Genomic DNA, 24,858 nt, shown 5'->3' with positions numbered 1-24,858 from the left:
AAAATTGTAGTACCTTTGCCATGACGATTATTTTTCGTTTCCCCCAAAACAGGCCGGTCAAAGCAGTTTGGGGGATTTTTTATTATTTTATGCAAAGATACAAAATTCTTATAACACTGACAATTAGATCGTTAGGTTGTTTTTGACTGATTTACGAGCATCCCTAACTTAGAAGAGCGCGTATCTGCTGACGCCATCGCCATGGCAAGCAAATACGCGCTCTTCTTATGCGACCTACTCTTGTCCAGGTTCCTTTGTGCCCACAACGCTTAGGGCAGCCAGGATGACAGTTGTTGTGATTTTTGGTTAAAAAGTTGTGCAGAGATTTTGGGTGTGAGAGAGTCTGTGGACGCCACGTTTGAGCGAAGAAGACTGTCGCCATGAGCTTCGCGATTGCGAAAAGGCATCTATCGCATTACGAAAGACCATGTATTGAGACACCAAAGACCATGTATCGCGTTGCGAAAGACCATGTATCGCAGTGCGAAAGCATACCTTTCGCAGAGGCTGATGCGTGTTATTTCATGTTGAATGTGAAAAGTGGCGTGTTTAATGACTCTCGGATGTTGCAAGCCATTGAGTGACAAGTGGTTATGTAAAGTGCGCGAGAATCGCATATTTGCGTCTCCCCTTAGGGCGCGTTGAGAATAAGTGTTAAAATTGGGGGAGGGTTGTTGGATGTTTTGTATGCTCTCAACAATGGGCGAATATGCGTAGACGCAGGTAGGGGTGCCACCAGCTCCACGTCGTAACCGTTGGTTGTCTATGTCGAAGCCACCGGTTGTTTGTGTTCGCTTGGGCGAAACGCACGTGGCCTATGCGCCTATTGGCTGAGGATGTTCGAAAGAATGACGGGTTGATATCAGTCCTTTCCAATAGGAAAGGTATAAAAACGAAGGTGGGCAAGCGATTCTTATCGCGCCGCTACAACCTCGTACCCTTGCTACGTTCCCGTCCTGGGGGGATTCCGAGGGAGCTGGCCGTAAGAGACTTGCCCATTTCTCGTTCTTCAGAGGAAGCGATGTTGCCATGCTTCCTGAAAAGCGACTGCAAAGGTAACACTTTTTGTTGATATCCCATAAAGGTGCGCTGTTTTTTAAGATGCATTAACATTCGCATGGTTTTCTTTTTGTAGTTAAACGCTCGCATTATTGGGATTTTTGCGTACCTTTGCACCAATTATGATAGATGTTGTTTCCATAGTGCAGGTGAAGGCATATGCCCGTCAGGGTGGCTTGTTCCTCTCGTTGGCGTGGCTTGTCAGCTTTGCGCTCATATTGCTGGTTCCCAAGTCGTCTTGGGGTGGCCTTGTAGCCATGTCGTCTCCCTTCTTGGTGGGATGGCTTCTTCAGCGTTTCCGCAACGAAGCCTTGGACGGCGCCATTTCGTTCCGTCGCGCCTTGGTTTTCAGTTGCCTCACCTTTTTCTATGCCTCGATGATTTTTGCATTGGCGCAATACGTGTACTTCCGTTTCCTCGACCACGGCTTGTTCCTGACCAACATCGTGAACCAGGCTGGCCTGCTTGCGGAGGTGTATAAGCAAAACGGCATGCCAACCACTGACATTACGGAGGGCTTGACCCTCATGGGACAGTTGTCGCCCATCGAGTTGGCGTTTCTGTTCATGATGCAAAACATCTTCATCGGGTGGGTGGTGAGCCTTCCCGTAGCTTTATTTTGTAAGAAAAAACAACGATAACATATGGATATTTCAGTAGTAGTACCCCTGTTTAACGAAGAAGAGTCGTTGCCCGAACTGCATGCGTGGATTCAGCGCGTGATGAAGGCCAATCATTTCACATACGAAGTCATTTTTGTCAACGACGGTTCCACCGACCATTCATGGGATGTCATCGAGAGCCTGTCGGCCAAGGACCCACAGGTGAAAGGCATTAAGTTTCGCAGAAACTATGGAAAGAGCCCCGCTCTCTATTGCGGTTTCGAGAAGGCGGAGGGCGATGTGGTCATCACGATGGACGCCGACCTGCAGGACTCGCCCGACGAGATCCCCGGTCTCTACAAGATGATCATGGAAGATCATTACGACCTTGTGTCGGGTTACAAGCAGAAACGCTACGATCCGCTCACCAAGACCCTTCCCACGAAGCTCTTCAACGCCACGGCGCGTAAGATCTCGGGCATCCATAACCTGCACGATTTCAACTGCGGCCTGAAGGCTTATCGCCGCGAAGTGGTGAAGAACATCGAGGTTTACGGTGAGATGCACCGTTACATTCCCTATCTGGCCAAGAACGCCGGTTTCGACCGCATTGGCGAGAAGGTGGTGCATCATCAGGCCCGCAAGTTTGGTAAGTCGAAGTTTGGCATCAACCGCTTCTTCAATGGCTACCTTGATTTGCTGACCCTTTGGTTCCTCACCAACTTTGGTAAGAAGCCCATGCATTTCTTTGGTTTCCTCGGAAGCATCATGTTCTTCATCAGTTTTGTGGCGCTTATCGTCATGGGTGTTGGCAAGATCATCGACCTGAGCAATCATGTATATGGTCCGTTGGCCTCGTCGGCTTGGTTCTTCGTGTTCCTGGTGGGCATGATCCTGGGCATGCAGTTGTTCCTTGCCGGCTTCTTGGGCGACCTCGTCAGCCGTCAGAGCCCCAACCGCAACGACTATCAGATAGAGAAAACCATCTGAGTGTTCGACCCAAAGTTCGTCTGATATGACTAACCATTACATGCCAATGAAGACACGTCGTGGCTGTCGGCTGCAAGCATGGGGCAGCGTGCTCCTGTTGCTCGTGGGCTTGGCCCTGACGGCTTGCTCTTCGGTCGACTGTCCGTTGAACAACTCCGTCTACGCCAACTACAAGCTCATGGGGCCCGTCAGCACGCTGACCGATACGCTCACCATTTCCACCTCGCGTGCCGATAGCAACGACTCGGTGCTCATCAACCATCAGGTCAACACCGACAGCTTCTCGCTGCCGATGAGCTATGGGCATGACGTCGACGAGCTGTATTTGCAGGTCAATTCGCTCATCGACACCATTTGGGTGGAGAAGACCAACAAACCGCACTTCGAGTCGGTGGATTGTGGGGTGGCTTATTTCCACACCCTGCAGCGCGTCCGCTACACGCGCCACGCCCTCGACTCCATTGTCATCAACCACAAGGATGTCAACTATGATGCCACTAAAAAGCATTTCTACGTTTATTTCAAGGAGTATCGTTTTTAGTCTGCTCCTTCTCATGGCGGCCCCCGTGGCGCAGGCACAATCGTCGCGCAGCAAGGCCGAGTGGGAGAAGATGCGGCAGAAACAGATTGACGACTCCATCCCCCTCTTTCGAGGTGTGCAGGTCATGGTCGACCTCATCGGCCCCATCCAGCGCGCTGTGTCGGCCTATGGCCAGTATGAGGCGGGTGTTCGCGTCAACCTCAAGGATAAGTACTTCCCCGTGGTGGAGGTGGGATATGGCGAGGCCGACCATACCGACGATGTTACGCAGAACAGCTATAAGACCTCGGCGCCTTATGGCAAGTTGGGTGTCGACTTCAACATCATGAAGAACAAGCACGACGACAACCGCGTGTATGCTGGTTTGCGTTACGCCTGCACCTATTTTAAGTGCGATATCGACCATGCGCCTATCACCGATCCCGTGTGGGGTGGGGAGACGCCGTTCTCAGCCCATGGCGTGAAGGCCAACTACCATTGGATGGAAGTGCTTGCTGGTGTCGACGCTAAGATAGCCGGCCCCCTCCGTCTCGGTTGGACCGTGCGCTATCGTCGCCGCGTCCATTACGACAATGGCCTCATGGACAATGTGTGGTATGTGCCAGGCTATGGCAAGCAAGGCTCCTCGCGCATCAGCGGAACGTTCAATATCATTTACGAATTCTGACACTTATGGTCAAGAAAAAGAAAATCCTTTGGCAGGTGGTGTTCCTCCTGCTCCTCATCGTGGGCACAGTGCTGATCATCCGTCAGCAGCGCACGATGCCCTATCAGCATAACGAAGGCTTTGTCTTTGGCACCGTTTACCACATCACTTACCAAAGCAAGAAAGACCTCCAGCCTGCGATTGTGGCGGAGATGCAGAAGGTGGACGACGCCTTGTCGGCCTTCAACAAGCAGTCGGTCATATCCAAGGTGAACCGCAACGAGGCTGTTCAGCTCAACGATATGTTCACCGACGTGTTCACTCTGGCGCAGACCATCTCGCAGGAGACCCATGGCGCATTCGACATCACGGTGGCGCCGCTGGTCAACGAGTGGGGGTTCGGCTTTAAGCAAGGCGTAGAGCCCACCCGCCATGTTGTCGACTCGCTGCGCGCCTTGGTGGGCTACGAGAAGGTGAAGCTCATGAAGGGTCGCATCGTGAAGGCCGACCCGCGCATCATGCTCGACTGCTCGGCCATCGCCAAGGGCTACGGCGTCGATGTGGTGGCACGTTACCTGCGGAGCCAGGGCATCCAAAACTTCATGGTTGAGATCGGCGGCGAGGTGGTAACAAGTGGCATCAACGAGCAGCGCATGCCGTGGAAGATAGGCGTCACCAAGCCTACCGACGACTCTACGCAGACCAACCGCGAGTTGCAAACCGTGCTTAATGTCACCGACAAGGCCATGGCGACCAGTGGTAACTATAGGAATTTCTACTACAAAGGCGGCAAGAAGTACGCCCATACTGTCGATCCCAAGACGGGCTATCCCGTTCAGCACAATATCCTCTCTGCCACGGTGATTGCCAATCATTGCGCAGAGGCCGACGCCTACGCCACCTCCTTTATGGTCATGGGATTGGATGGCGCGAAGAAGATATTGGAGAAACATCCTGAGTTGATGGCCTATTTGATTTACGCCGACGAGAAAGGCAACAACCAAGTGTGGTTCTCGCCCTCAATGGAGGGTAAAATATTGGACAACTAAAATCGGTTGTCGACATGGAGCGATTGGGGGTTTACGACAAGCTACTGATGATTCCGCTCTTCACAGGAATGGGTAAGGATGAGTTGGAACACATCGTCGCCAAGACCAAACTCCTCTTCCAGAAAGTGGAAAAGGACGAAGTGGTGGTCAGCGAGGGCGACCGATGTGGGTGCTTGTGGTTCCTGCTGGAGGGCACCCTGTTGGTGGAGACGCGTTCCGACGACCATGGCTTCATGGTGGTGGAGGAGCAGAGCGGGTGCCACGTGTTGCAACCCGAGTGCGCCTTCGGCTTGCGCCAACGCTTCACCCGTACCTACAAGGCTCTCACCACGTGCAACCTCATCAGCATCGACAAGAACGAGACGCAGCGCCTGACGACCGCCTCGCTCATCTTCAGGCTCAACCTGATGAACCTGCTCTCCACCCGTCTGCAAAAGGAGGGCCATAAGGCGTGGCGGCCTACGCCCCACGACCTGCGCCAACGCATCGTGCGTTTCATGGCCGACCACTGCCAACATCCCTCCGGCAGGAAGGTCTTCAAGATCAAGATGCAGCGGTTGGCCGACGAGGTCAACGACAGTAGGCGCAACGTGTCGCAGTGTCTCAATGTCATGCAGCAAAACGGTTTGTTGCTGCTTCGCAGAGGACAGATAGAGGTTCCAGCCCTTGAGAAACTGTCGTGATACGCTTTTTTAGCGCGGCAAAGTTAAATAATGCTTATTCTCCCCGCGCGTTTATATACTTTTTGTTATCTTTGCACAAAGAATTGAGAGAAAACAGACACACTGACATGATCGACAGTCAAGAACGCAAAAATCCGTTCATGGAGCCCTATGGGACGCCCCATGACACGGTGCCATTCGACAAGATACGCTTTGAGGATTTTGAGCCCGCCTTCATGGAGGGCATCCGCCGCGACGACGAGCAGATCGCGAAGATCGTCAACAACCCCGACGAGCCCACATTCGACAACACCATTGCCGTCACCGACGACAGCAAGGGCGAACACTACTACGACTTGCTCGACCGTGTGTCCACGGTCTTCTCGTGCCTCATGAGCGCCGAGACCAACGACGACATGGAGGCCTTGGCCCAAAAGCTCAGTCCTATTCTCACCAAGCACGGCAACGATGTCATTCTCAACCCACGCCTGTTCCAGCGCGTGAAGTATGTGTATGAGCACCACCGCGAGCTTACGCCCGAGGAGCAGATGCTGCTCGACAAGGAATACGACGGCTTTGTCAGAAGTGGTGCGCTGCTCGACGAGGCTGGAAAGGAACAGCTCAGGAAGTTGACCGAGGAGGCTGGACTGCTCACCTTGCAGTTCTCTCAAAACCTGTTGAAGGAGACTAAGGCTTACACGCTGCACATCACCAACGAGGACGATCTGAGCGGACTGCCCGAGACGGCTCGCGAGGCCGCTGCCAACAACGCCAAGGAGAAGGGCCTTGAGGGCTGGGTATTTACGCTCGACTATGAGAGCTACTCGCCCTTTATGACCTATGCCGACCGCCGCGACCTGCGCCAGCAAATCTATATGGCTCGCAATACGGAGTGTACGCATGAGGGAACCGACACGAATAACCTTGAGATATGCAAGCGTCTGGTCAATCTCCGCCGTGAGTTGGCGCAGTTGCTGGGCTTCAACACCTTTGCCGACTATGTGCTGAAGCATCGCATGGCCTCCCAGGCCTCCCATGTTTACAAGTTGCTCAACGACCTGATCGACGCCTATAAGCCCACCGCCATTGAGGAGCAGAAAGCCATTGAGCAGAAGGCCAAGGACGTTGAGGGCGATGATTTCCAACTCATGCCTTGGGATGTGAGCTATTACGCCCACAAGCTTCAGATGGAACGCTACAACCTCGACGCCGAGATGTTGCGCCCCTATTTCCAGCTCGACAAGGTCATCGATGGCGTGTTTGGCTTGGCCAACAAGCTCTATGGCATCACGTTCAAGGAGAACAAGGATATCCCTGTGTACCATCCCGATGTAAAGGCCTACGAGGTGTTCGACCAGGATGGATCTTACCTTGCCGTGTTCTATGCCGATTTCCATCCCCGCAAGGGCAAGCAGGGTGGGGCGTGGATGACCGAGTTCCAAGAGCAGTGCATCACCAAGAGTGGCAAGAATGTGCGTCCGCACGCCAGTGTGGTGATGAATTTCACCAAGCCGACGCCTTCGAAGCCGGCCCTGCTGACGCTCGGTGAGGTGGAGACCTTCCTGCACGAGTTTGGCCATTCGCTCCACGGCATGTTTGCCAACACGCGTTTCGCCAGTCTGTCGGGCACCAATGTGTGGTGGGATTTCGTGGAGATGCCGTCGCAGTTTATGGAGAACTATGCGGTCGAGAAAGATTTCTTGAGCACTTTCGCCTTCCATTACCAGACGGGCGAACCCATCCCCGACGATCTCATTGACCGCATCCGGAAGAGTCGCAACTACAATGTGGCCATGAGTTGCATGCGCCAGGTGAGCTTCGGATTGCTCGATATGGCCTACTACACGATGGACAAGCCGTTCACCGACGACATCATCCCGTTTGAGAAGAAAGCGTGGGCGAAGGCCATCATCACGCCCCAACTGCCCGAGACGTGCATGACCACACAGTTCTCGCATATCATGGCGGGTGGCTATGCGGCAGGTTATTACAGCTACAAGTGGGCCGAGGTGCTCGACGCCGATGCGTTCAGCGTGTTCAAGGCTCACGGAATATTCGACCGCGAGACGGCGCAACGTTTCCGCGACGACATCCTCTCGAAGGGAGGAACGGAGCATCCCATGGTGCTCTACAAGCGATTCAGAGGACAGGAACCCACGATAGAAGCATTACTTAAGCGAAATGGCATCAAACGATAAGCAACGAAAGCTCGATGGGCGCTACCTCAGGATGGCGCACATCTGGGCGGAGAACTCCTACTGCATACGCCGAAAGGTGGGTGCGTTGGTCGTCAAGGACAAGATGATTATCAGCGACGGTTACAACGGAACGCCCAGCGGCTTCGAGAATGTGTGCGAGGATGAGAACAACCTCACGAAGTCGTATGTGCTTCATGCCGAGGCCAACGCCATCACCAAGTTGGCCCGGTCGAGCAACAACAGTGAGGGGGCCACGCTCTATGTCACAGCCTCACCGTGCATCGAATGTGCAAAACTCATCATCCAAGCGGGCATCAAGCGTGTGGTGTATGGGGAGAAATACAGGCTCGACGATGGCCTTCGGTTGCTCGAAAGGGCAGGCATCGAGGTGATTTACCTGAATGTCGAAACCTCGGAAACGCCCTGATGGAAGGGCCTAAGAGTCCCAACGGATTGTCCTGAGAGCCAAAACGGGATTGTCCTGAGAACAAAAACGGATTAGTTATCCCTTATTAACGGATTATTCAGCCAATGAAAAACGATAAGAAAAATAGGTTCATGCCGCTGCTGATGGCTATCAGCGTGGTGGTCGGAATAGTGATAGGCTCGTTCTACGCCAACCACTTTTCGGGCAACCGACTGACGGTGATCAATAACGGTAGCAACCGTCTGAACAACTTGTTGCGCATCATCGATGACCAATATGTCGACAAGGTCGACATTGACTCGCTCGTGGAGAGTGCCATCCCGCAGATCCTCGCTGAGCTCGATCCCCACTCGGTCTACATCAGCGCCAAGGATGTGCAGGCCACCAACGACGACCTCAAGGGATCGTTCTCGGGCGTAGGTGTTGAGTTTACCATCCGTGAGGACACCATCCACGTGCAAAACGTCATCAAGAACGGACCGGCAGAGAAGGCGGGTCTGTTGGCCGGCGACAAGATTGTGTATGTGGATGGCAAGAAGTTTGTGGGCAAGGTGGTGACCAATGAGGAGGCCATGCACCGACTGAAAGGTCCGCAGGGATCGAAGGTGAAGATTGGTGTGGCGCGCTATGGCAACCCCAAGATCATTACGTATGAGGTTACCCGTGGTGAGATTCCCACCAAGACGATCACCGCAGCATATATGCTCGACGACAACACGGGCTACATCAAGGTGAAGAACTTTGGTGAAAAGACCTATCCCGAACTGCTGATAGCCTTGGCAAGTCTGCAACAGCAAGGTTTCTCGAACCTGGTGATCGACCTGCGCGACAATACGGGAGGCTATCTGCAAAGTGCCGTCCAGATGGCCAACGAGTTCCTTCCCAACAAGAAACTCATTGTTTACACCGAAGGCAGAAAGTCGCCTCGCAAGGAATATCGTTCGGATGGACATGGCGCTTACCAGAACATGCCGTTGGTGGTGCTCATCAATGAGGGCTCGGCTTCATCGTCGGAGATCTTCGCTGGTGCCATGCAGGACAACGACCGCGCCACCATCATTGGTCGCCGTTCGTTCGGCAAGGGCCTTGTGCAGCAGCAGATCCCATTCCCCGATGGCAGTATGATTCGCCTGACCATAGCCCGTTACTTCACTCCTTCGGGACGTTGCATCCAGAAGCCTTATACCCATGGCGAGGACGCCAGCTACGAGCAGGATCTCATTTCGCGCTATGAGCATGGTGAGTTCTTCTCGCAAGACAGCATCAAACATACCGGAAAGCCCTATCACACCGGCAATGGCAGGGTGGTGTATGGCGGAGGTGGCATCACGCCCGACATCTTCGTGCCCGAGGACACCTCCGACGTGACATCTTATTATAAGAAGGCTGCCATGAGCGGATTGATCTTGCAGTTCGCCTTCAACTATACCGACAACAACCGTCAGAAGATGAAGGCGTTTAAGGAGATGCTCGAGTTGGCCCAGTATCTGAAAAAGCAGAACACGGTGGAGCAGTTTGTGGGATATGCCAACAGTCACGGATTGAAACGCCGCAACTTGCTCATCAGGAAGAGCCACACGCTGCTTGAGCGTTACATCAACAGTAGAATCATATACAATATGATGGATGAGCAGGCTTGGACCGAGTATCTTAACCAGGACGATCCGGTTATTGGCATGGCCCTTCGGGTAATGCGCAACGACGCCGCCTTCCCGAAAGCTCCACAAAAGAGCAGGGATGTTAAGGGCAAGGTGGCCAAGGCCAGTCTTTCGGGCTTCGACAACCGTGCCCGCATGGGTTGCCACGCAACCTTGCTGGCGTAAGAAACATTAAGATTGAAATATGGCAAACGGCAACCGCTGGTGTGAGACCAGGGGTTGCCGTTTGTGCCATTAGGGGGTGGCTTCTCTAAGAGAGGGGGAGGTGTTCCCAACCGCAGGGGGCCGCCGTTGGTTCCCAAATCGGCCATCAGGTTTTATGTTAAACCCAAATCGGTCATTACATAACAACCTACTATTTTCCTTATTTCGGTCTAATGACCGATAGGAATTAAATCGCTCGCTGGGATTGAAGCGTAATGCCCGATTGGGAGTCAGTAGATGCGAACCTCCGTGATGATTTGTGAGCCCACGGCGTTGTTCAGCCTTTTCACAAGTTCCGTACGCATCATGCTCAGGTCTTGTCGTAGGGCAGGATTGACGATCTTGACGAACAACACCTGGTTCTGGATAAACTTATCCGAGGTGTATTGCGCGATGGTGGGGCCGACGATGGTGTCCCACGCGTCGACGAGTCGTCGTTGCAACAAAGGCGTTTCAAGTCCTTCCTGTCGTAAGAACTGCGAGAGCACCTCACTTAAGGGTTTCACGTCTTTTCTAAACATATCTCTTGTTTGCTATAATCTTGGTAGGCTTGTAGCCATGGTTGCCGCCACCGGATGGTGGCTAACGTGAGAAGCTATAATGTCCTACTAATCTTCCTGTTCCGGTAGAATGGCCGATGGGGGTTAAATCTCGGCAAACTCGCCTTTCTCAACGTTGAACATGCGGTAGTCTTTTCCGCTATGGCTTAGTATCTCATCGAGGTGGTCGCGGTTGGTGTCGGTGATGAAAATCTGGCCGAACGAGCCACCCGACACCAGGTCGACGATGTGCTCCACGCGCCTTGAGTCGAGCTTGTCGAAGATGTCGTCGAGCAAGAGCAGGGGCGTTGTCTGCGACGAGGTGCGACGCAGGAAGTCGAACTGGGCCAGTTTTAGCGCCATGACATACGTCTTCGTCTGTCCCTGGCTGCCCTCTCGCTTCATGGGATAGCCGTTGATGAGCATTTCCAGGTCATCGCGATGAACGCCATGGAGGCTATAGCCCACGGCGAGATCCTTCAGGCGGTCGCGCTGGATCACGTCGAGCAGGTCGCCCCGCTGGCCGTGCGACACATAGCGTAGCGACACCGTTTCCTTCTCGCCCGATATCTTTTGGTAAATCTGTTGGAACACGGGCACGAACTCATCCACAAACGCACTTCGCCGCTCGTATACCACGGTACCCTTCTGGGCCATCTCCGCCTCCCATATTTCCATGAGCGCCGGATCGACCGCAGGCTCCATCTTCAACAAGGCGTTGCGTTGTTGCAATGCCTTGTTGTAGGCGTTGAGCGCCTCCAGGTAGCGCTTGTCGTATTGCGCAATGACCATATCCATCAGTTTGCGGCGCTCTTCGCCGCCTCCGTCCACAAGGATGCTATCGCTGGGCGACACAAAGATGAGCGGTATCAGTCCGATGTGCTCCGAAAACTTTTTATATTCCTTCTTGTTCCTGCGGAAATGCTTTCTGGTTCCGCGCTTCATGCCCGCATACACCGATTCGGCCTCGCCGCTCTCCGTGAGGTAGTTGCCCTCAATCACAAAGAAGTCTTGGTCGTGTGTGATGACCTGACTGTCGATGTTTGTGAAGCTCGAATGGCAGAACGACAAGTAGTAAATGGCGTCGAGCAGGTTGGTCTTTCCCTCGCCGTTGTGGCCGATGAGACAATTCACGTTGGGCGAAAACGATAGATTGGCTGCCCGTATGTTCCTATAATTGATAATGGATAATTGGCTGAGTATCATGGTGAGATGCTGTCGTTGTGTAGCGGTTGCATTCTTCTGGCGCAACCCCTTGTTGTTGCAAAGTTACGAGTTTTGACAGTGAAAAACGAAAAAAGAATGGAATAAATTTCAATATCTGAGATTAAATTGGTAATTTTGCGACTAAATCTGAAAATAATAAAACAACAAAAAATAATGGCAAACAAAAACGAAAAAGCAACATTCGATGCTGCTGGAAAGTCAGAGGCATTTTTCACTAAGTATCGCAATGTTATTTTAGGAGCTGTCGCAGCAATCATTCTGGTTGTTGCAGCAGTAGTCTGTTACAACACCTTCATCGGCGGTCCTCGCGAGGACAAGGCCAGCACAGCATTGGCTCGTGGCCAGGAGTATTTCAACGCAGAGCAGTTCGACAAGGCCCTTAACGGAGACGGCGCTGGTTATGCAGGCTTCGTGAAGATTGCCAGCGACTACGGAAGCACCGACGCTGGTAACCTCGCCAACCTCTATGCCGGTCTCTGCTACTATTATCTGGGCAAGGCCAAGGAGGCTGTGAACTACCTCGAGAAGTATTCTCCCGCAAGCGATGCTATGGTGAGCCCCGCTGCTGTGGCCGCTTTGGGTAACGCCTACGCTGCCGTTGGTCAGCTCGACAAGGCTGTGAGCAAGCTGAAGGATGCTGCCTCAAAGGCCGACAGCGAGTCGAAGGATGGTGCCAACAACAGCCTGTCGCCTACATTCCTTTTGCAGGCCGGTGAGTTGCTGGAGAGCCAGAACAAGACCGATGAGGCTCTGAAGGTTTATCAGGACATCAAGAAGAAGTATGTCAACTCTATGCTCGTGCAGAGCAATGAGATCGACAAGTACATCGAGCGTACCACTAAGTAATAGCCATGGCGACTGCTCTTCATCATCTTTCAGACTACGATTTCGACAAGGTACCTGATGCCAGTAACATGTGTTTCGGTATTGTGGTGTCTGAGTGGAACGACGAGATAACCGGCGCATTGCTCAGCGGGGCTGTCAAGACCCTTGAGCTGCACGGAGCCTTGCAGGAGAACATCCATGTGAAGACCGTTCCGGGTAGTTTCGAACTGATTTATGGCGCACAGCAGATGTGCAAGAACGACGGGTTTGATGCGGTGATTATCCTTGGAAGTGTGATTCGTGGCGAGACACCCCATTTCGACTATATATGTCAGGGTGTGACCTACGGCATCGCTCATCTCAACGCCGTACAGAACATTCCGGTCATTTACGGTTTGCTCACCACTGACACTTTGCAGCAGGCAAAGGATCGCAGCGGTGGCAAGTTGGGCAACAAGGGTGACGAGTGCGCTATCGACGCCATCAAGATGGCTAAGTTCTAAGTAACTCCATAACGGTGATAACAAGGTGTCGTTGTGCCCCTGTTATCACCGCTTTTTATTTGTAAGAATCATGAAATTATACGAACTCATTCAGTCATACAATTTTGATGAGATCATGCCGGAAATCTTAAGGATGTTTCCCGGCACAGCCAAGTATCGTGAGCCGTTGAAGCAAGCCTATGACATCTTGCTGGAGATGCGGCCCGTGCCGTCAAAGAAGTCTGTCCGCTATAGGTTTTTCAACATGGATAATTCGGACGAGTCGTACATGGGTGCCGCCGATGCTGATTTCCGTTGCACCTGGGAGGTTTGCTTGGGAAAGGATGTGGTGCGTGAGCGCGGCATTGATCTGAGCGATGCTGAGATCCTGGCCAATAGCTTGGTGAACATCTGTTTTATCGGCACTCATCCGCGAAAGTTCGACGCTGCCTACGCCGAGCTGACCCGTCCGGAGCGCTAACGACCCTTCTGTAACCTTTCGGCCAAGTCGTTATTAACCCCAATTGATGATGAAGCTAAAATAGGAGGCTTATTAGGATCTTACGAATTCTTTTCAGCTCTTGTAAGCGTTTCTTTCGACATCTTGCTTTCGCCGAATAGGGGGTAAAAGAATAATGGCGTGAGGCTTCCACAAATCGTGGATACCTCTCGCCATTATTTTTTAGGGGTGATAGCTTCTTATCTTTTGGCTTCTGGGCCGTGTGGCTTGTTGAGGCGTGCGGCCACTTTTATTCGTCCTCCGTCTCAGGGTCGATGTTCATGGAGTTAACGTCGGCCTTCGTGTCCTTGGTTACGGAGTAGTTGCCGAAGTTGTCGACCTTCACAATGAGGGGCACATACTCATCGCTGGCAGGGTCGGGACTTCCCACGCTGGCGCCAAAGGTTAGCTGGTTGCCCTCGGCTTTCACAAACGCCACGCCCAACAGGGCGCCATCTTTATAGTAGGTGTCGTCCACGTAACTCTTGAAGTCGCTCTTGTGGAACTTGCGGCTGAAGAACACCGAGCCATCAGCGCGCACTACGCGCAGGGAAATGGTGTTGTCGTAATAGCGCTTCACGCCATCGGTGGCAAGGGGTAGGGAGTCGGCGGCGGTACGCTTAATCTCCACCGTGTACTTGCTGCCCATCCAGTTGACCGACTGTGAGTGCACCAGGTTGCCCATCTTTTGGGGGCGCTCCGATTTCAACACCTTGGGCTTTTTGATGATGATGACCTGTGATGACTTTTCTTCTTTGCATCCCACAGCCATAGCTGTGAGTAGGGATATGATGATCAGTGTGAGTGAGTGCTTCATGATGATGGATTGTTCTTGTATGCAAAGGTACTAAAAATAATGGTATTAAGGTGATGTGGACCTACAAATGTAGGATGAAAAGCCTACAGTTTTGTTTCTTCACCTTATTTATATAATAGACGTAGCAATTTTCTCTTTCGTTTTTACTTTTGAGCCGTTTTCGACTTCATAGGATTGTTGACCTGTGAAACATCGGGTTTGCTATCTCGGGATGATCAAACGCAGAAAACGACGAATGCCATAAGTTTACTTCGTCGATGATACATAACCTTGTGATTATCAAACTTTAGCTTGTTGAGCGCTCAAGTAGTGGTGTGACGTTTTGTATTGAATCAGTCATTAAAATATGTAAACAGGCATGAAAATGGTGGGCTGTTTAGTGGTGTTCTTTGGAAAATTATGAGTAACTTTGCATTGCAAAAGGTTGATAAAATAATCGCATTTGCAACACAAAATACTAATCGAAGTTGTCCGTTTTGGAAAACTTTTCGAGATCGGAAATCATAAAAGTTTTCCCAAAAGTGCAACAATAAACGTTTAAACCTTACATAAAAACATGGAAATCAGGAACTTTACTATTACGAAACGTGATGGTTCGAAAGATAGTTTCTCTCTCGACAAGATCATGAATGCTGTTCTCAAGGCATTCAATGCATGTCAGGAACCCATCGACTTGGGTTCAGTCTCGAAGATTCTCAGTCATCTCGACATCCAAGATGGTGTGCGCGTGGAGGACATTCAGAATCAGGTGGAGGTGTCGTTGATGAAGGAAGGCTACTACAAGGTGGCCAAGTCGTTCATCCTCTATCGTCAGGAGCACCAGGAAGACCGCGAGACGCTGGACAAGCTGAAGTTCCTGTCCGACTACATGGAGGCAGAAAACGCTGCCACAGGCTCTAAGTTCGACGCCAACGCCAACGTGGAGCACAAGAATATCGCCACGTTGATTGGTGAGTTGCCCAAGGCCAGCTTTATCCGCCTCAACCGCCGTTTGCTCACCGAGCGCATCAAACGCATGTATGGAAAGGACCTCGCCAACGAGTATCTCGACTTGCTGACCCACCACTTTATATATAAGAACGACGAGACCAACCTCGCCAACTATTGCGCCTCCATCACCATGTACCCATGGCTTATTGGCGGTACGATGAGCATTGGCGGCAACTCGGTGGCACCCACCAACCTCAAGTCGTTCTGCGGTGGCTTCATCAACATGGTGTTTATGGTGAGCTCCATGCTCGCTGGCGCATGCGCCACACCAGAGTTCTTGATGTATATGAACTACTTCATCGAGAAGGAGTATGGTAAGGACTATTACAAGCACGCTGATGATGTGGTGGACCTTAGCTTGAAGAAGCGCACGATCGATAAGGTCATCACTGACTGCTTCGAGCAGATTGTCTACTCGCTCAACCAGCCTACAGGTGCCCGCAACTACCAGGCTGTGTTCTGGAACATCAGCTATTACGACCGTTACTACTTTGATTCGCTCTTTGGTAACTTCTTCTTCCCCGACGGATCACAGCCCCATTGGGAGGGCGTCGACTGGTTGCAGAAGCGCTTTATGAATTGGTTCAACCAGGAGCGCACGAAGACCGTGCTCACGTTCCCTGTGGAAACCATGGCCATGCTCACCGAGAATGGCGACTGCAAGGACGAGGAGTGGGGCGATTTCGCCGCTGAGATGTACTCGAAGGGCCATAGCTTCTTCACCTATCTCTCCGACAATGCCGACTCGCTGTCGAGCTGCTGCCGCCTGCGCAATGAGATCCAGGACAACGGCTTCAGCTACACCCTGGGTGCCGGTGGCGTGTCGACCGGATCGAAGAGCGTGCTCACGGTGAACCTCAACCGCTGCGTGCAGTATGCGGTGAACCATGGCAAGGACTACAAGGAATATCTTGCCAATGTGATCGACCTTTGCCATAAGGTGCAGTTGGCATACAACGAGAACCTCAAGGACCTGCAGCGTCATGGCATGTTGCCTCTCTTCGACGCAGGTTACATCAATATCAACCGCCAGTATCTCACCATCGGCATCAACGGATTGGTGGAGGCTGCCGAGTTTATGGGCCTCAACATCACGCCTAACGACGACTACCTCCACTTTGTGCAGGGCATCCTCTCATTGGTGGAGAAGTTTAACAAGCAGTATCGTTCCAAGGAGGTGATGTTCAACTGCGAGATGATCCCCGCAGAGAATGTGGGTGTGAAGCACGCCAAGTGGGATCGCGAGGATGGCTACTTCGTGCCGCGCGATTGCTACAACAGTTATTTCTACGTGGTGGAGGACGACTCGTTGTCGATCATCGATAAGTTCAAGTTGCATGGCGCTCCTTACATTGAGCACCTTACCGGTGGCTCGGCCTTGCATATGAACCTCGAGGAGCACCTCTCGAAGGCCCAGTATCGCCAGCTCTTCCGTGTGGCCGCCAAGGAGGGATGCAACTACTTCACGTTCAATGTGCCCAACACCTTGTGTAACGAGTGTGGCCACATCGACAAGCGCTATCTCAAGGAGTGCCCCGTGTGCCACTCGAAGAATGTGGACTACTTGACGCGCATTATCGGTTACTTGAAACGCGTGTCCAACTTCTCTGAGGCACGTCAGAAGGAGGCTCACCGCCGTTTCTACGCAGGTGTCGACCGTCTGCCGCAGGCCAACAAGATTGCGTTGGGCAAGAAGCACGAGGAGGTTACCAAGTAATCCGATCCTCTTTCAGCAGATCACAACATGATTAAATATGTGAACACCGAGGTCGTCTTTCAGGAAATACCTGATGAGACGACCCTTGCTATCAATATCTCTGGATGCCCCTGCCATTGCCCTGGTTGCCACAGCAGTTATCTCTGGGAGGATGTGGGCACGCCGCTGACCACCACCGAGCTTGAGCATCTCATCCAATCGAACGATGGCATGCTCACCTGCGTCAGTTTTATGGGTGGCGACGCAGAGCCGGCCACCGTCGACCAATTGGCTGCATGGCTCCATGACCACCATCCTGAGATCAAGACGGCATGGTATAGTGGCCGCATTCGACTCTCGCGCGACATAGACAAGCGCCATTTCGACTACATCAAGTTGGGACCGTATATCCGTCATATGGGTGCGCTCAACCAGTCGACCACTAACCAACGCTTGTATCGCTGTGTGAATGGCGACGAGTTGGAGGATATCACTTACCGCTTTTGGAAGAAATAAGTAGGATAGAAGGATGGTTTCTTGACCATCCTTTTGTCGTCTTGTAGAAAGGGTACGAAGCCCCTGTGGCGTTAATCCCAAATGACTGATATGGGGTAAAAGCATAATGATACGGGTGTGAACCCGAAAACGATGGCGTTGCGGTTTGACCCGCCTTGAGGTGATGAAAGATAAGGGAATAAAAAAAGCGATGGCCTTCACAGGCAATCGCTCCAAATCTTCAATAGGTATTAGTTTCCTTCTAAGGTAAAAAGATTGTTTTCAGGATAACATTTGCAAAGATAGCATAATATTTTAACAAGCCAAATGTTTTGCAAACTTTTTTTAAGAAAAAGTTATTTTCCCTTTATTTTTTATTATCTTTGCAACATCGAAATAGCAAAATTAAGACATTTTACTTATGAAACCTATTACCCTTTGTGGACTACTACTTTTGTCATCAATCAGTCTTCAAGCCCAGACCCGCCATGAACAATCGCTCAACACGTGGCAGTTCTCACGTGATAGTCTCCATTGGCAAACCGTCAGTGTGCCCCACGACTGGGCCATTAGCGGACCGTTCGACAAGAAATGGGACTTGCAGGTGGTGGCCATTGTGCAAAATGGCGAGAAGGAGAAGACGGAAAAATCAGGGCGCTCAGGAGCCCTTCCATGGATAGGCGAGGGCTATTATGCCACATCCTTGAACGTAGGTGATATGTCGGGCCAGCGCTATACGCTTGAGTTCGATGGCGCCATGGCCGAGCCCACGGTCTATGTCAATGGTCACAAAGCGGGCTTTTGGGCCTATGGCTATTCGCCGTTCCGCCTCGACATCACGCCCTTTCTTCACCCGGGTAGCAACACCCTCGCTGTCAGTTTGCGCAATCAGCCAGAGAGCAGTCGTTGGTATCCTGGCGCAGGACTGTACCGACCGGTGAAGCTGGTGACGATGCCGGTGGTGAGCATCGACCCGTGGGCCACCTTCCTGCGTACAGAAAAGGCCGATTCGGCATCTGCCACGCTGGCGTTCGACACACAGGTGAAAGGCGCCACGGGGCAAGAGGGTTGGGCGGTGGAAGTGTCGCTCCTTAACCCTAAGGGATGGGTGGAACAGGCTGCACACGCATCGCTCGATCAGGAGGGACGTGTGCACATCAGTCTTCCGGTGGCCAACCCCCGTCTCTGGTCGCCCGAGACTCCGCATCTCTATCGCGTTGCTGTGACGCTTTACCAAAACGGAAGTGTGGTTGACGCTTTCCACATGAATACGGGCATACGAACCATCGCTTACAGCAAGGAGCGTGGCTTTGAACTTAACGGACAGGCGCGCAAGTTTAAGGGCGTGTGTCTGCACCACGATCTGGGCCCGCTTGGTGCGGCGCTCAACAAGGCAGCGCTCATCCGTCAGGTCAAGGCGTTGAAGGACATGGGAGCTGATGCCATACGAACCTCCCACAACCTGCCCTCGCAGATGCAGATGGAGGTGTACGACTCGTTGGGAATGATGGTCATGGCCGAGAGTTTCGACATGTGGCGCTATCCCAAATGCAAGAACGGTTACGCACAGTATTTCGACGAATGGAGCGAGCGCGACCTCACCCATCTGGTGCTGTCGAACCGCAATCATCCTTCGTTGGTGATGTATTCCATCGGTAACGAGATACCCGAGCAGGGGAGTCGTGAAGGCCGCGACATCGCTGGTCGCTTGCAAGACATCTGTCATCGCTACGATTCGACGCGTCCCGTTACGCAAGGCATGGACCGTGTAGACGCTGCCCTGAAGTCTGGGTTTGCGCAGGTGATGGACATTGCAGGATTCAATTATCGTGTCCACAAATATGATGGGGCCATCAGCCAGTTGCCAAAGGGTTTCCTGTTGGGCTCCGAAACGGCCTCTACCGTCAGTTCGCGCGGCGTTTACAAGTTCCCTGTTCGTTTCAAGGTGGCTTCCGAGGAAGCCGATGGACAGGTGAACGGCTACGATACCGAGTGGTGCTCGTGGAGCAACCTCCCAGAGGTCGACTTCATGGCGATGGAAGACAAGTCGTACACCATCGGGCAGTTTGTGTGGACTGGCTACGACTATTTGGGCGAGCCCACGCCATACGACAACTATTGGCCGAGTCGAAGCAGCTACTTTGGTATTCTCGACTTAGCCGGATTGCCCAAAGACCGCTATTACCTTTATCGGTCGGTGTGGAACACGCAGGAGCACACGCTCCACTTGTTGCCCCATTGGACCTGGCCGGGCCGTGAGCGTCAGGTGACCCCGGTGTTTGTTTATACTGACTACCCTGAGGCTGAACTCTTTGTGAACGGCAAGTCGCAAGGCCGTCGACAGAAGGACAAAACGCTGAGGGGGGATGGCCCCTTGGTGTCAACGCCCGAATTGGCTGCCGAGCGCGCCAAGCGTTATCGCCTTATGTGGAACGATGTGAAGTATGAGCCGGGCGAGTTGCGCGTGGTGGCCTACGATGCTTCTGGACGTCCCGCAGCCGAGCAGACCGTAAGGACGGCCGGGCGCGCTGCAGCCATCAAACTGAAGGCTGACCGTAGCACGCTCCACGCCGATGGAGCTGATCTGAGCTATATCACAGTGAGTCTGGTGGATAAGAATGGCACCGAGCTGCCCACTGCCACCGATTACATCGAAGTGGAGGTGCGTGGCGCTGGAACGTTCAAGGCCATCTGTAATGGCGACGCCACATCGGTTGAGGTGTTTACCGAACCCCACATGCACCTGTTCAGTGGCAAACTGGTAGTCACGGTGCAGGCAGGCAACGCCATCGGCGACATCGACGTTGTGGTGAAGGATAAGAAAGCCAAACTTCAAAACACCATCAAACTGAAAGTCGCAGGTAAGTAAATAAACATAAGAACCACCAACGCCAACCCTCGAATAATATTATCAAAGGGTTGGCGTTGGTGGCTTGAAATGTAAGGAAGATTCAGACCACCTCGAGCTAATCATCGTGTAGGAACAACAAGGCGTGTTCTCCGTCCCCAGAGTGGGAGCTGATTTGATTGCGTCTATTACCGTATCTGTAGGCCTTATTGAAAAAATGGGCTTCCGAAACACAACGCAGACCCTACGCTATCCGTTGGCTTGGCGCTGGCCTCTGATCTTGGCCTGCCACTCCTGACGGCGCTTTTCTTGTTGTTTTTTCCGATTGCGAATATCGTTGATGCACTTTGCGCCAAACCAAACGATGATGACGGTGAGCAGCACGAAGACGGCAATCAACACATAGAGTTCATTCTTTCCCATATCTGTTTGTTCGTTTTTTATTTGCAAATGTACGGAATTATCGTCGACTAACAAAGTTATGGGCACTAAAAAATAACGATTTGATAGTTGAACGGCCTTGGGGATGGATGGTATGTGAAAAGAAATAATGAAAAATTTCCCTGTTCCACACTTTTTTGTTAACTTTGCGCCAAATTATTTATTAAGGTAAAGTTAGAAAAGATTATGGCTAAGAAATTTGCCGAACATAGTGGATTGGATTTGACCAAGACGAACCAGGAGGTCTTGGCGCAGTGGGAGAAAAACGATATCTTCCACAAAAGTATTGATGAACGTGAGGGATGCCCCAAGTTCATATTCTTCGAGGGTCCCCCCTCTGCCAATGGCCACCCAGGTATTCACCATGTTCTCGCACGCTCCATCAAGGACGCTTTCAACCGCTATAAGACCATGCAAGGCTTCCAAGTGAAGCGTAAGGCTGGTTGGGATACTCACGGACTGCCCGTGGAAATCAATGTGGAGAAAGAACTGCATATCACCAAGAAGGATATTGGCGAGAAGATTTCCGTGGAAGAGTACAACCACCGTTGCCACCAAGACGTGATGAAGTTCACGAAGGAGTGGGACGAACTGACCCAACGCATGGGTTATTTCGTCGACCTCGAGAACCCCTATATTACATACGACACCAAGTATATAGAGACCCTGTGGTGGTTGCTCAAGCAGCTCTACAACAAGGGTCTGCTCTACAAGGGTTACACCATTCAGCCCTATTCGCCCTCTGACGGTACGGGACTTAGCTCACACGAGCTCAATCAGCCGGGTTGCTACCAGGATGTGAAGGACACTACCGTTACGGCTCAGTTCCTCATCACCGAGCCGAAGGCCGAGTGGACCAAGTGGGGTAAGCCTTATTTCCTGGCTTGGACCACCACGCCTTGGACCTTGCCTTCTAACGTGGCACTGTGCGTAGGGCCGAAGATCGACTATGTGGCAGTGCAGACTTACAATCCCTATACGGGCGAGCCGATCACAGCCGTGATGGCCGAGAGCCTGCTGGGCGCTTACCTCGACGCCGACCATGAGGTGAAGGAGGGCGAGCTGCCTGCATACGACAAGGAAGCTAAGCATTGTCATTGGAAGATTGTCGACCGCATGAAGGGTGCCGATTTGGTGGGTATCCACTACAAGCAGCTCATGCCTTGGGTGAAGCCATGCGAGAAGGTGAGCCAGTATAGCCATGCTTTCGTCAACGAATACGCTGCCGCCCATCCTGAGAAGGTGTTCCAGGGTGCCGATGGTCGCGACCAATTTGTGGAGATGTCTGATGCAGCATTCCGCGTCATCCCTGGCGATTACGTCACCACTGAGGATGGTACGGGCATTGTGCACACGGCTTCTACATTCGGTGCCGACGACGCCAAGGTGTGTAACGACGCTGGTATTCCCGCACTATACCTCATCTCGAAGAAGGGCGAGACACGTCCTATGGTCGACCTGCAGGGTAAGTATTATCTGATCGAAGACCTCGACGCCAATTTCGTGGAGCGTTGTGTCGACGTGGAGGCTTACGGCCACCATGCTGGCGACTATGTGAAGAACGCCTACGATCCTAAGTTCAACCCAGAGGGCGTATGGGACAAGAAGGCGTCGGCCAATGCCGAAGACCTCAACATTATCATCTCAATGGAGATGAAGCAAGAGGGTTCTGCTTTCAAGATCCAGAAGATGGTGCACAACTATCCTCATAGCTGGCGCACCGATAAGCCCATCCTTTACTATCCGCTCGACTCGTGGTTTATCCGCGACACGGCGAAGAAGCAGGAGATGGTGGCTTACAATAAGACCATCCGTTGGCAGCCGGAGAGCACTGGAACAGGTCGTTTCGGCAACTGGCTGGAGAACCTCAACGACTGGAACCTGTCGCGCTCACGTTTCTGGGGAACTCCGTTGCCTATCTGGCGCGACGAGGATCGCAATGAGAAGTGCATCGGCTCAATCGAGGAGCTCTATGCGGAGATCGAGAAGTCGGTCGAGGCGGGCTTCATGAAGAGCAACCCGCTGAAGGACCTCGGCTTCGTGGTCAACGATTTCTCACAGGCCAACTATGATAAGGTGGACCTCCACCGCCCCTATATCGACCGTATCGTTTTGGTAAGTGAGAGCGGTAAGCCCATGCACCGCGAGAGCGATTTGATTGACGTGTGGTTCGATTCGGGCTCAATGCCTTATGCGCAGCTTCACTATCCGTTTGAGGGTGAGATCAACACTGAGGGCTTGAAGGCCACTGGCTTGAGTGAGGACGAATATCGCAACCAATTGGTACATAGCACTTACGAGGGCACAGCTGTGGCTCCTGCCTTCTTCCCCGCCGACTTCATCAATGAGGGTGTTGACCAGACGCGTGGATGGTTCTTCACGCTTCATGCCATCGCTACGATGGTCTTCGACTCTGTGGCCTTTAAGAATGTCATTAGTTCGGGCCTGGTGCTTGACGCCAAGGGCAATAAGATGAGTAAGCACGTGGGCAACGTAACCAATCCATTCGAGATGCTCGACAAGTACGGTGCCGACCCCGTACGTTTCTATATGCTCACCAACTCAGAGCCCTGGGACAACCTGAAGTTTGACCCGAATGGCGTTGATGAGTGCCGTCGTAAGTTCTTTGGCACCTTATATAATACGTATAGCTTCTTTGCGCTCTATGCCAACGTCGACGGTTTCAACCCCGCAGAGGGCTCATTGGCCGATAGCAAGGAGGCGTTGACGGAGGTGGATAGCTGGATTCTTTCTTGCCTCAACACGCTTGTCAAGGGTGTAACAAAGGAACTTGAGAACTTCGATCCTACACGTGCCGGCCGTCTGATCGACGCTTTCGTCAACGACGACTTGAGCAACTGGTATGTTCGCCTCAACCGTAAGCGTTTCTGGGGTAAGGAGATGAGCGCCGACAAGCTTGCCGCTTATCGTGTGCTTTATACCTGCTTGATGACAGTTTCCAAGTTGTTGGCACCTTTTGCACCGTTCTTCGCTGACCAGCTCTATAAGGATTTGAAGGGCGAACTGGAGTCGGTACACTTGGATCGCTTCCCGCAGGTCGATGAGGCTTGGGTCAATAAGGACCTTGAGGCCCGCATGGCCATGGCTCAGAAGATTACCTCAATGGTTCTCGCCCTGCGCCGTAAGGTGAGCATCAAGGTGCGTCAGCCGTTGGCTCAGATCATGATTCCTGTGATCGATGAGGCTCAGAAAAACCATATTGAGGCTGTTAAGGATCTGATTATCAATGAGGTTAACGTTAAAGCCTTGACCTATGCTGAGGGTCAGAATATCCTTGTGAAGAAGGTGAAGTGCAACTTCCGCGTTATGGGTAAGAAGTTTGGTAAGCTCATGAAGGGCGTTGCCGCTACAATGAGTGGCCTCTCTCAAGAGGAGATTGCTAAGTTTGAGCGCGACGGTCAGTACAGCTTTGAGGTTGAGGGACAGCCCGTTACCGTCGAGGTGGCCGATGTGGAGATTATCTCTGAGGACATGCCCGGATGGTTGGTGTCTAACGAGGGCAACTTGACTGTGGCCCTGGAGGTGGAGCTGACCCCTGAGTTGAAGAACGAGGGTATGGCTCGCGAGCTCATCAACCGCATTCAGAATATGCGTAAGGAGGGTGGACTCGAGATTACCGACCGCGTGAAGGTCACCGTGGAGTCGAACGAAGAGACCGACTCCGCCATCGCTTCCTTCGGCGACTATATCAAGGGTCAGGTGTTGGCTGATGCCATCACGGTGGCTCCCAATGATGGTGTGGAGACCGACTTCGACACATTCAAGATCAATATTAAGGTGGAGAAGGCCTAAGACACCGCTCCCGACAATCATACCTTAGTGCCATCCAGTGGAAAAAGCAACCAAGGTTGTCTTTTTCGCTGGATGAGCCGATAAGGTTCTTCTATCATCCATCGAAGGTTTCTCTGCCTTTCATCAAGGTGGAGAATCGTAGATGCCTAA

Annotated in this window: 20 protein-coding genes and 1 other RNA gene; 16 read left to right on the top strand and 5 right to left on the bottom strand. The window is 52.3% G+C overall.

Going from position 1 to position 24,858, the window contains the following annotated elements:
* Positions 1–903: 903 nt before the first annotated feature.
* Positions 904–997: signal recognition particle sRNA small type (gene ffs / locus KM934_RS02155), an RNA gene on the bottom strand.
* A 184-nt stretch (positions 998–1,181) separates the two neighbouring features.
* Between ffs and KM934_RS02150 the strand changes: the two genes are divergently transcribed.
* From KM934_RS02150 to KM934_RS02110, 9 genes are all read left to right on the top strand, one after another.
* The gene (locus tag KM934_RS02150; RefSeq protein ID WP_215758969.1) at positions 1,182–1,700 is read left to right on the top strand and encodes a DUF4199 domain-containing protein; all 519 of its coding nucleotides are present in this window, start codon (positions 1,182–1,184) and stop codon (positions 1,698–1,700) included.
* Between the two features lie 3 nt (positions 1,701–1,703).
* A complete protein-coding gene (locus tag KM934_RS02145; protein WP_215758968.1) occupies positions 1,704–2,651 on the top strand; it encodes a glycosyltransferase family 2 protein in 948 nt (315 codons plus the stop codon).
* Between the two features lie 46 nt (positions 2,652–2,697).
* Positions 2,698–3,192, top strand: a complete 495-nt coding sequence (locus KM934_RS02140) for a DUF6452 family protein (RefSeq protein WP_215758967.1) — start codon at positions 2,698–2,700, stop codon at positions 3,190–3,192.
* Positions 3,140–3,859, top strand: a complete 720-nt coding sequence (locus KM934_RS02135; RefSeq protein ID WP_215758966.1) for a DUF6048 family protein — start codon at positions 3,140–3,142, stop codon at positions 3,857–3,859. Before KM934_RS02140 ends, KM934_RS02135 begins: the two co-directional genes overlap by 53 nt.
* 5 nt (positions 3,860–3,864) lie before the next feature.
* Positions 3,865–4,887 carry an FAD:protein FMN transferase gene (locus KM934_RS02130; protein WP_215758965.1) on the top strand — a complete coding sequence of 341 codons (1,023 nt, stop codon included), beginning with the start codon at positions 3,865–3,867 and terminating at the stop codon, positions 4,885–4,887.
* A gap of 14 nt (positions 4,888–4,901) precedes the next feature.
* The gene (locus KM934_RS02125; RefSeq protein WP_215758964.1) at positions 4,902–5,570 is read left to right on the top strand and encodes a Crp/Fnr family transcriptional regulator; all 669 of its coding nucleotides are present in this window, start codon (positions 4,902–4,904) and stop codon (positions 5,568–5,570) included.
* Between the two features lie 107 nt (positions 5,571–5,677).
* Complete coding sequence (locus tag KM934_RS02120) at positions 5,678–7,747, top strand: M3 family metallopeptidase (protein WP_215758963.1); 2,070 nt, start codon at positions 5,678–5,680, stop codon at positions 7,745–7,747.
* A complete protein-coding gene (locus KM934_RS02115; protein ID WP_215758962.1) occupies positions 7,731–8,174 on the top strand; it encodes a deoxycytidylate deaminase in 444 nt (147 codons plus the stop codon). The genes KM934_RS02120 and KM934_RS02115 overlap by 17 nt, the downstream gene beginning before the upstream one ends.
* Before the next feature lie 104 nt (positions 8,175–8,278).
* Entirely contained in the window at positions 8,279–9,997 is a 1,719-nt protein-coding gene (locus KM934_RS02110; protein WP_215758961.1) for a S41 family peptidase, read from the top strand.
* 269 nt (positions 9,998–10,266) lie between these two features.
* Here KM934_RS02110 and KM934_RS02105 read toward each other — a convergent pair whose 3' ends face one another.
* Together KM934_RS02105 and recF are read right to left on the bottom strand one after the other, a co-directional pair.
* Positions 10,267–10,557, bottom strand: coding sequence for a DciA family protein (locus KM934_RS02105; protein ID WP_215758960.1), 291 nt, complete (start codon positions 10,555–10,557; stop codon positions 10,267–10,269).
* 123 nt (positions 10,558–10,680) lie between these two features.
* The gene (gene recF / locus KM934_RS02100) at positions 10,681–11,781 is read right to left on the bottom strand and encodes a DNA replication/repair protein RecF (RefSeq protein ID WP_215758959.1); all 1,101 of its coding nucleotides are present in this window, start codon (positions 11,779–11,781) and stop codon (positions 10,681–10,683) included.
* A 174-nt stretch (positions 11,782–11,955) separates the two neighbouring features.
* Between recF and KM934_RS02095 the strand changes: the two genes are divergently transcribed.
* From KM934_RS02095 to KM934_RS02085, 3 genes are all read left to right on the top strand, one after another.
* The gene (locus KM934_RS02095) at positions 11,956–12,648 is read left to right on the top strand and encodes a tetratricopeptide repeat protein (RefSeq protein ID WP_215758958.1); all 693 of its coding nucleotides are present in this window, start codon (positions 11,956–11,958) and stop codon (positions 12,646–12,648) included.
* A gap of 5 nt (positions 12,649–12,653) precedes the next feature.
* Positions 12,654–13,130: a 6,7-dimethyl-8-ribityllumazine synthase gene (ribH, locus tag KM934_RS02090; RefSeq protein ID WP_215758957.1), complete on the top strand. Its 477-nt coding sequence runs from the start codon at positions 12,654–12,656 to the stop codon at positions 13,128–13,130.
* 70 nt (positions 13,131–13,200) lie between these two features.
* A complete protein-coding gene (locus KM934_RS02085; protein ID WP_215758956.1) occupies positions 13,201–13,590 on the top strand; it encodes a hypothetical protein in 390 nt (129 codons plus the stop codon).
* Positions 13,591–13,858: 268 nt separating this feature from the next.
* Here KM934_RS02085 and KM934_RS02080 read toward each other — a convergent pair whose 3' ends face one another.
* Positions 13,859–14,425, bottom strand: a complete 567-nt coding sequence (locus KM934_RS02080; RefSeq protein ID WP_215758955.1) for a DUF4738 domain-containing protein — start codon at positions 14,423–14,425, stop codon at positions 13,859–13,861.
* Positions 14,426–14,981: 556 nt separating this feature from the next.
* Between KM934_RS02080 and nrdD the strand changes: the two genes are divergently transcribed.
* The 3 genes from nrdD (at position 14,982) to KM934_RS02065 (ending at position 20,475) form a co-directional block, all read left to right on the top strand.
* Positions 14,982–17,132 (top strand): anaerobic ribonucleoside-triphosphate reductase, encoded by a 2,151-nt coding sequence (nrdD, locus tag KM934_RS02075; protein WP_215758954.1) that lies wholly within the window; start codon positions 14,982–14,984, stop codon positions 17,130–17,132.
* Positions 17,133–17,159: 27 nt separating this feature from the next.
* Positions 17,160–17,627, top strand: coding sequence for an anaerobic ribonucleoside-triphosphate reductase activating protein (gene nrdG / locus KM934_RS02070; RefSeq protein WP_215758953.1), 468 nt, complete (start codon positions 17,160–17,162; stop codon positions 17,625–17,627).
* Positions 17,628–18,027: 400 nt separating this feature from the next.
* Positions 18,028–20,475 carry a DUF4982 domain-containing protein gene (locus tag KM934_RS02065; protein ID WP_215758952.1) on the top strand — a complete coding sequence of 816 codons (2,448 nt, stop codon included), beginning with the start codon at positions 18,028–18,030 and terminating at the stop codon, positions 20,473–20,475.
* 228 nt (positions 20,476–20,703) lie between these two features.
* Here KM934_RS02065 and KM934_RS02060 read toward each other — a convergent pair whose 3' ends face one another.
* Complete coding sequence (locus tag KM934_RS02060; protein WP_215758951.1) at positions 20,704–20,877, bottom strand: hypothetical protein; 174 nt, start codon at positions 20,875–20,877, stop codon at positions 20,704–20,706.
* A 204-nt stretch (positions 20,878–21,081) separates the two neighbouring features.
* On the opposite strand from KM934_RS02060, the gene ileS reads away from it, so the two are divergent.
* Complete coding sequence (ileS, locus tag KM934_RS02055; RefSeq protein ID WP_215758950.1) at positions 21,082–24,708, top strand: isoleucine--tRNA ligase; 3,627 nt, start codon at positions 21,082–21,084, stop codon at positions 24,706–24,708.
* The last annotated feature ends 150 nt before the right edge of the window (positions 24,709–24,858 follow it).

The sequence above is a fragment of the Hallella faecis genome (assembly GCF_018789675.1).
Lineage (GTDB): Bacteria > Bacteroidota > Bacteroidia > Bacteroidales > Bacteroidaceae > Prevotella > Prevotella faecis.
This window is presented reverse-complemented; position numbering and strand designations above follow the sequence as displayed.

Excerpts from the sequence above, each read along its gene's own strand:
- KM934_RS02150 (WP_215758969.1), top strand. The coding sequence starts at position 1,182 with ATGATAGATGTTGTTTCCATAGTGCAGGTGAAGGCATATGCCCGTCAG.
- KM934_RS02145 (WP_215758968.1), top strand. The coding sequence starts at position 1,704 with ATGGATATTTCAGTAGTAGTACCCCTGTTTAACGAAGAAGAGTCGTTG.
- KM934_RS02140 (WP_215758967.1), top strand. The coding sequence starts at position 2,698 with ATGAAGACACGTCGTGGCTGTCGGCTGCAAGCATGGGGCAGCGTGCTC.
- KM934_RS02135 (WP_215758966.1), top strand. The coding sequence starts at position 3,140 with ATGATGCCACTAAAAAGCATTTCTACGTTTATTTCAAGGAGTATCGTT.
- KM934_RS02130 (WP_215758965.1), top strand. The coding sequence starts at position 3,865 with ATGGTCAAGAAAAAGAAAATCCTTTGGCAGGTGGTGTTCCTCCTGCTC.
- KM934_RS02125 (WP_215758964.1), top strand. The coding sequence starts at position 4,902 with ATGGAGCGATTGGGGGTTTACGACAAGCTACTGATGATTCCGCTCTTC.
- KM934_RS02120 (WP_215758963.1), top strand. The coding sequence starts at position 5,678 with ATGATCGACAGTCAAGAACGCAAAAATCCGTTCATGGAGCCCTATGGG.
- KM934_RS02115 (WP_215758962.1), top strand. The coding sequence starts at position 7,731 with ATGGCATCAAACGATAAGCAACGAAAGCTCGATGGGCGCTACCTCAGG.
- KM934_RS02110 (WP_215758961.1), top strand. The coding sequence starts at position 8,279 with ATGAAAAACGATAAGAAAAATAGGTTCATGCCGCTGCTGATGGCTATC.
- KM934_RS02105 (WP_215758960.1), bottom strand. The coding sequence starts at position 10,557 with ATGTTTAGAAAAGACGTGAAACCCTTAAGTGAGGTGCTCTCGCAGTTC.
- recF (WP_215758959.1), bottom strand. The coding sequence starts at position 11,781 with ATGATACTCAGCCAATTATCCATTATCAATTATAGGAACATACGGGCA.
- KM934_RS02095 (WP_215758958.1), top strand. The coding sequence starts at position 11,956 with ATGGCAAACAAAAACGAAAAAGCAACATTCGATGCTGCTGGAAAGTCA.
- ribH (WP_215758957.1), top strand. The coding sequence starts at position 12,654 with ATGGCGACTGCTCTTCATCATCTTTCAGACTACGATTTCGACAAGGTA.
- KM934_RS02085 (WP_215758956.1), top strand. The coding sequence starts at position 13,201 with ATGAAATTATACGAACTCATTCAGTCATACAATTTTGATGAGATCATG.
- KM934_RS02080 (WP_215758955.1), bottom strand. The coding sequence starts at position 14,425 with ATGAAGCACTCACTCACACTGATCATCATATCCCTACTCACAGCTATG.
- nrdD (WP_215758954.1), top strand. The coding sequence starts at position 14,982 with ATGGAAATCAGGAACTTTACTATTACGAAACGTGATGGTTCGAAAGAT.
- nrdG (WP_215758953.1), top strand. The coding sequence starts at position 17,160 with ATGATTAAATATGTGAACACCGAGGTCGTCTTTCAGGAAATACCTGAT.
- KM934_RS02065 (WP_215758952.1), top strand. The coding sequence starts at position 18,028 with ATGAAACCTATTACCCTTTGTGGACTACTACTTTTGTCATCAATCAGT.
- KM934_RS02060 (WP_215758951.1), bottom strand. The coding sequence starts at position 20,877 with ATGGGAAAGAATGAACTCTATGTGTTGATTGCCGTCTTCGTGCTGCTC.
- ileS (WP_215758950.1), top strand. The coding sequence starts at position 21,082 with ATGGCTAAGAAATTTGCCGAACATAGTGGATTGGATTTGACCAAGACG.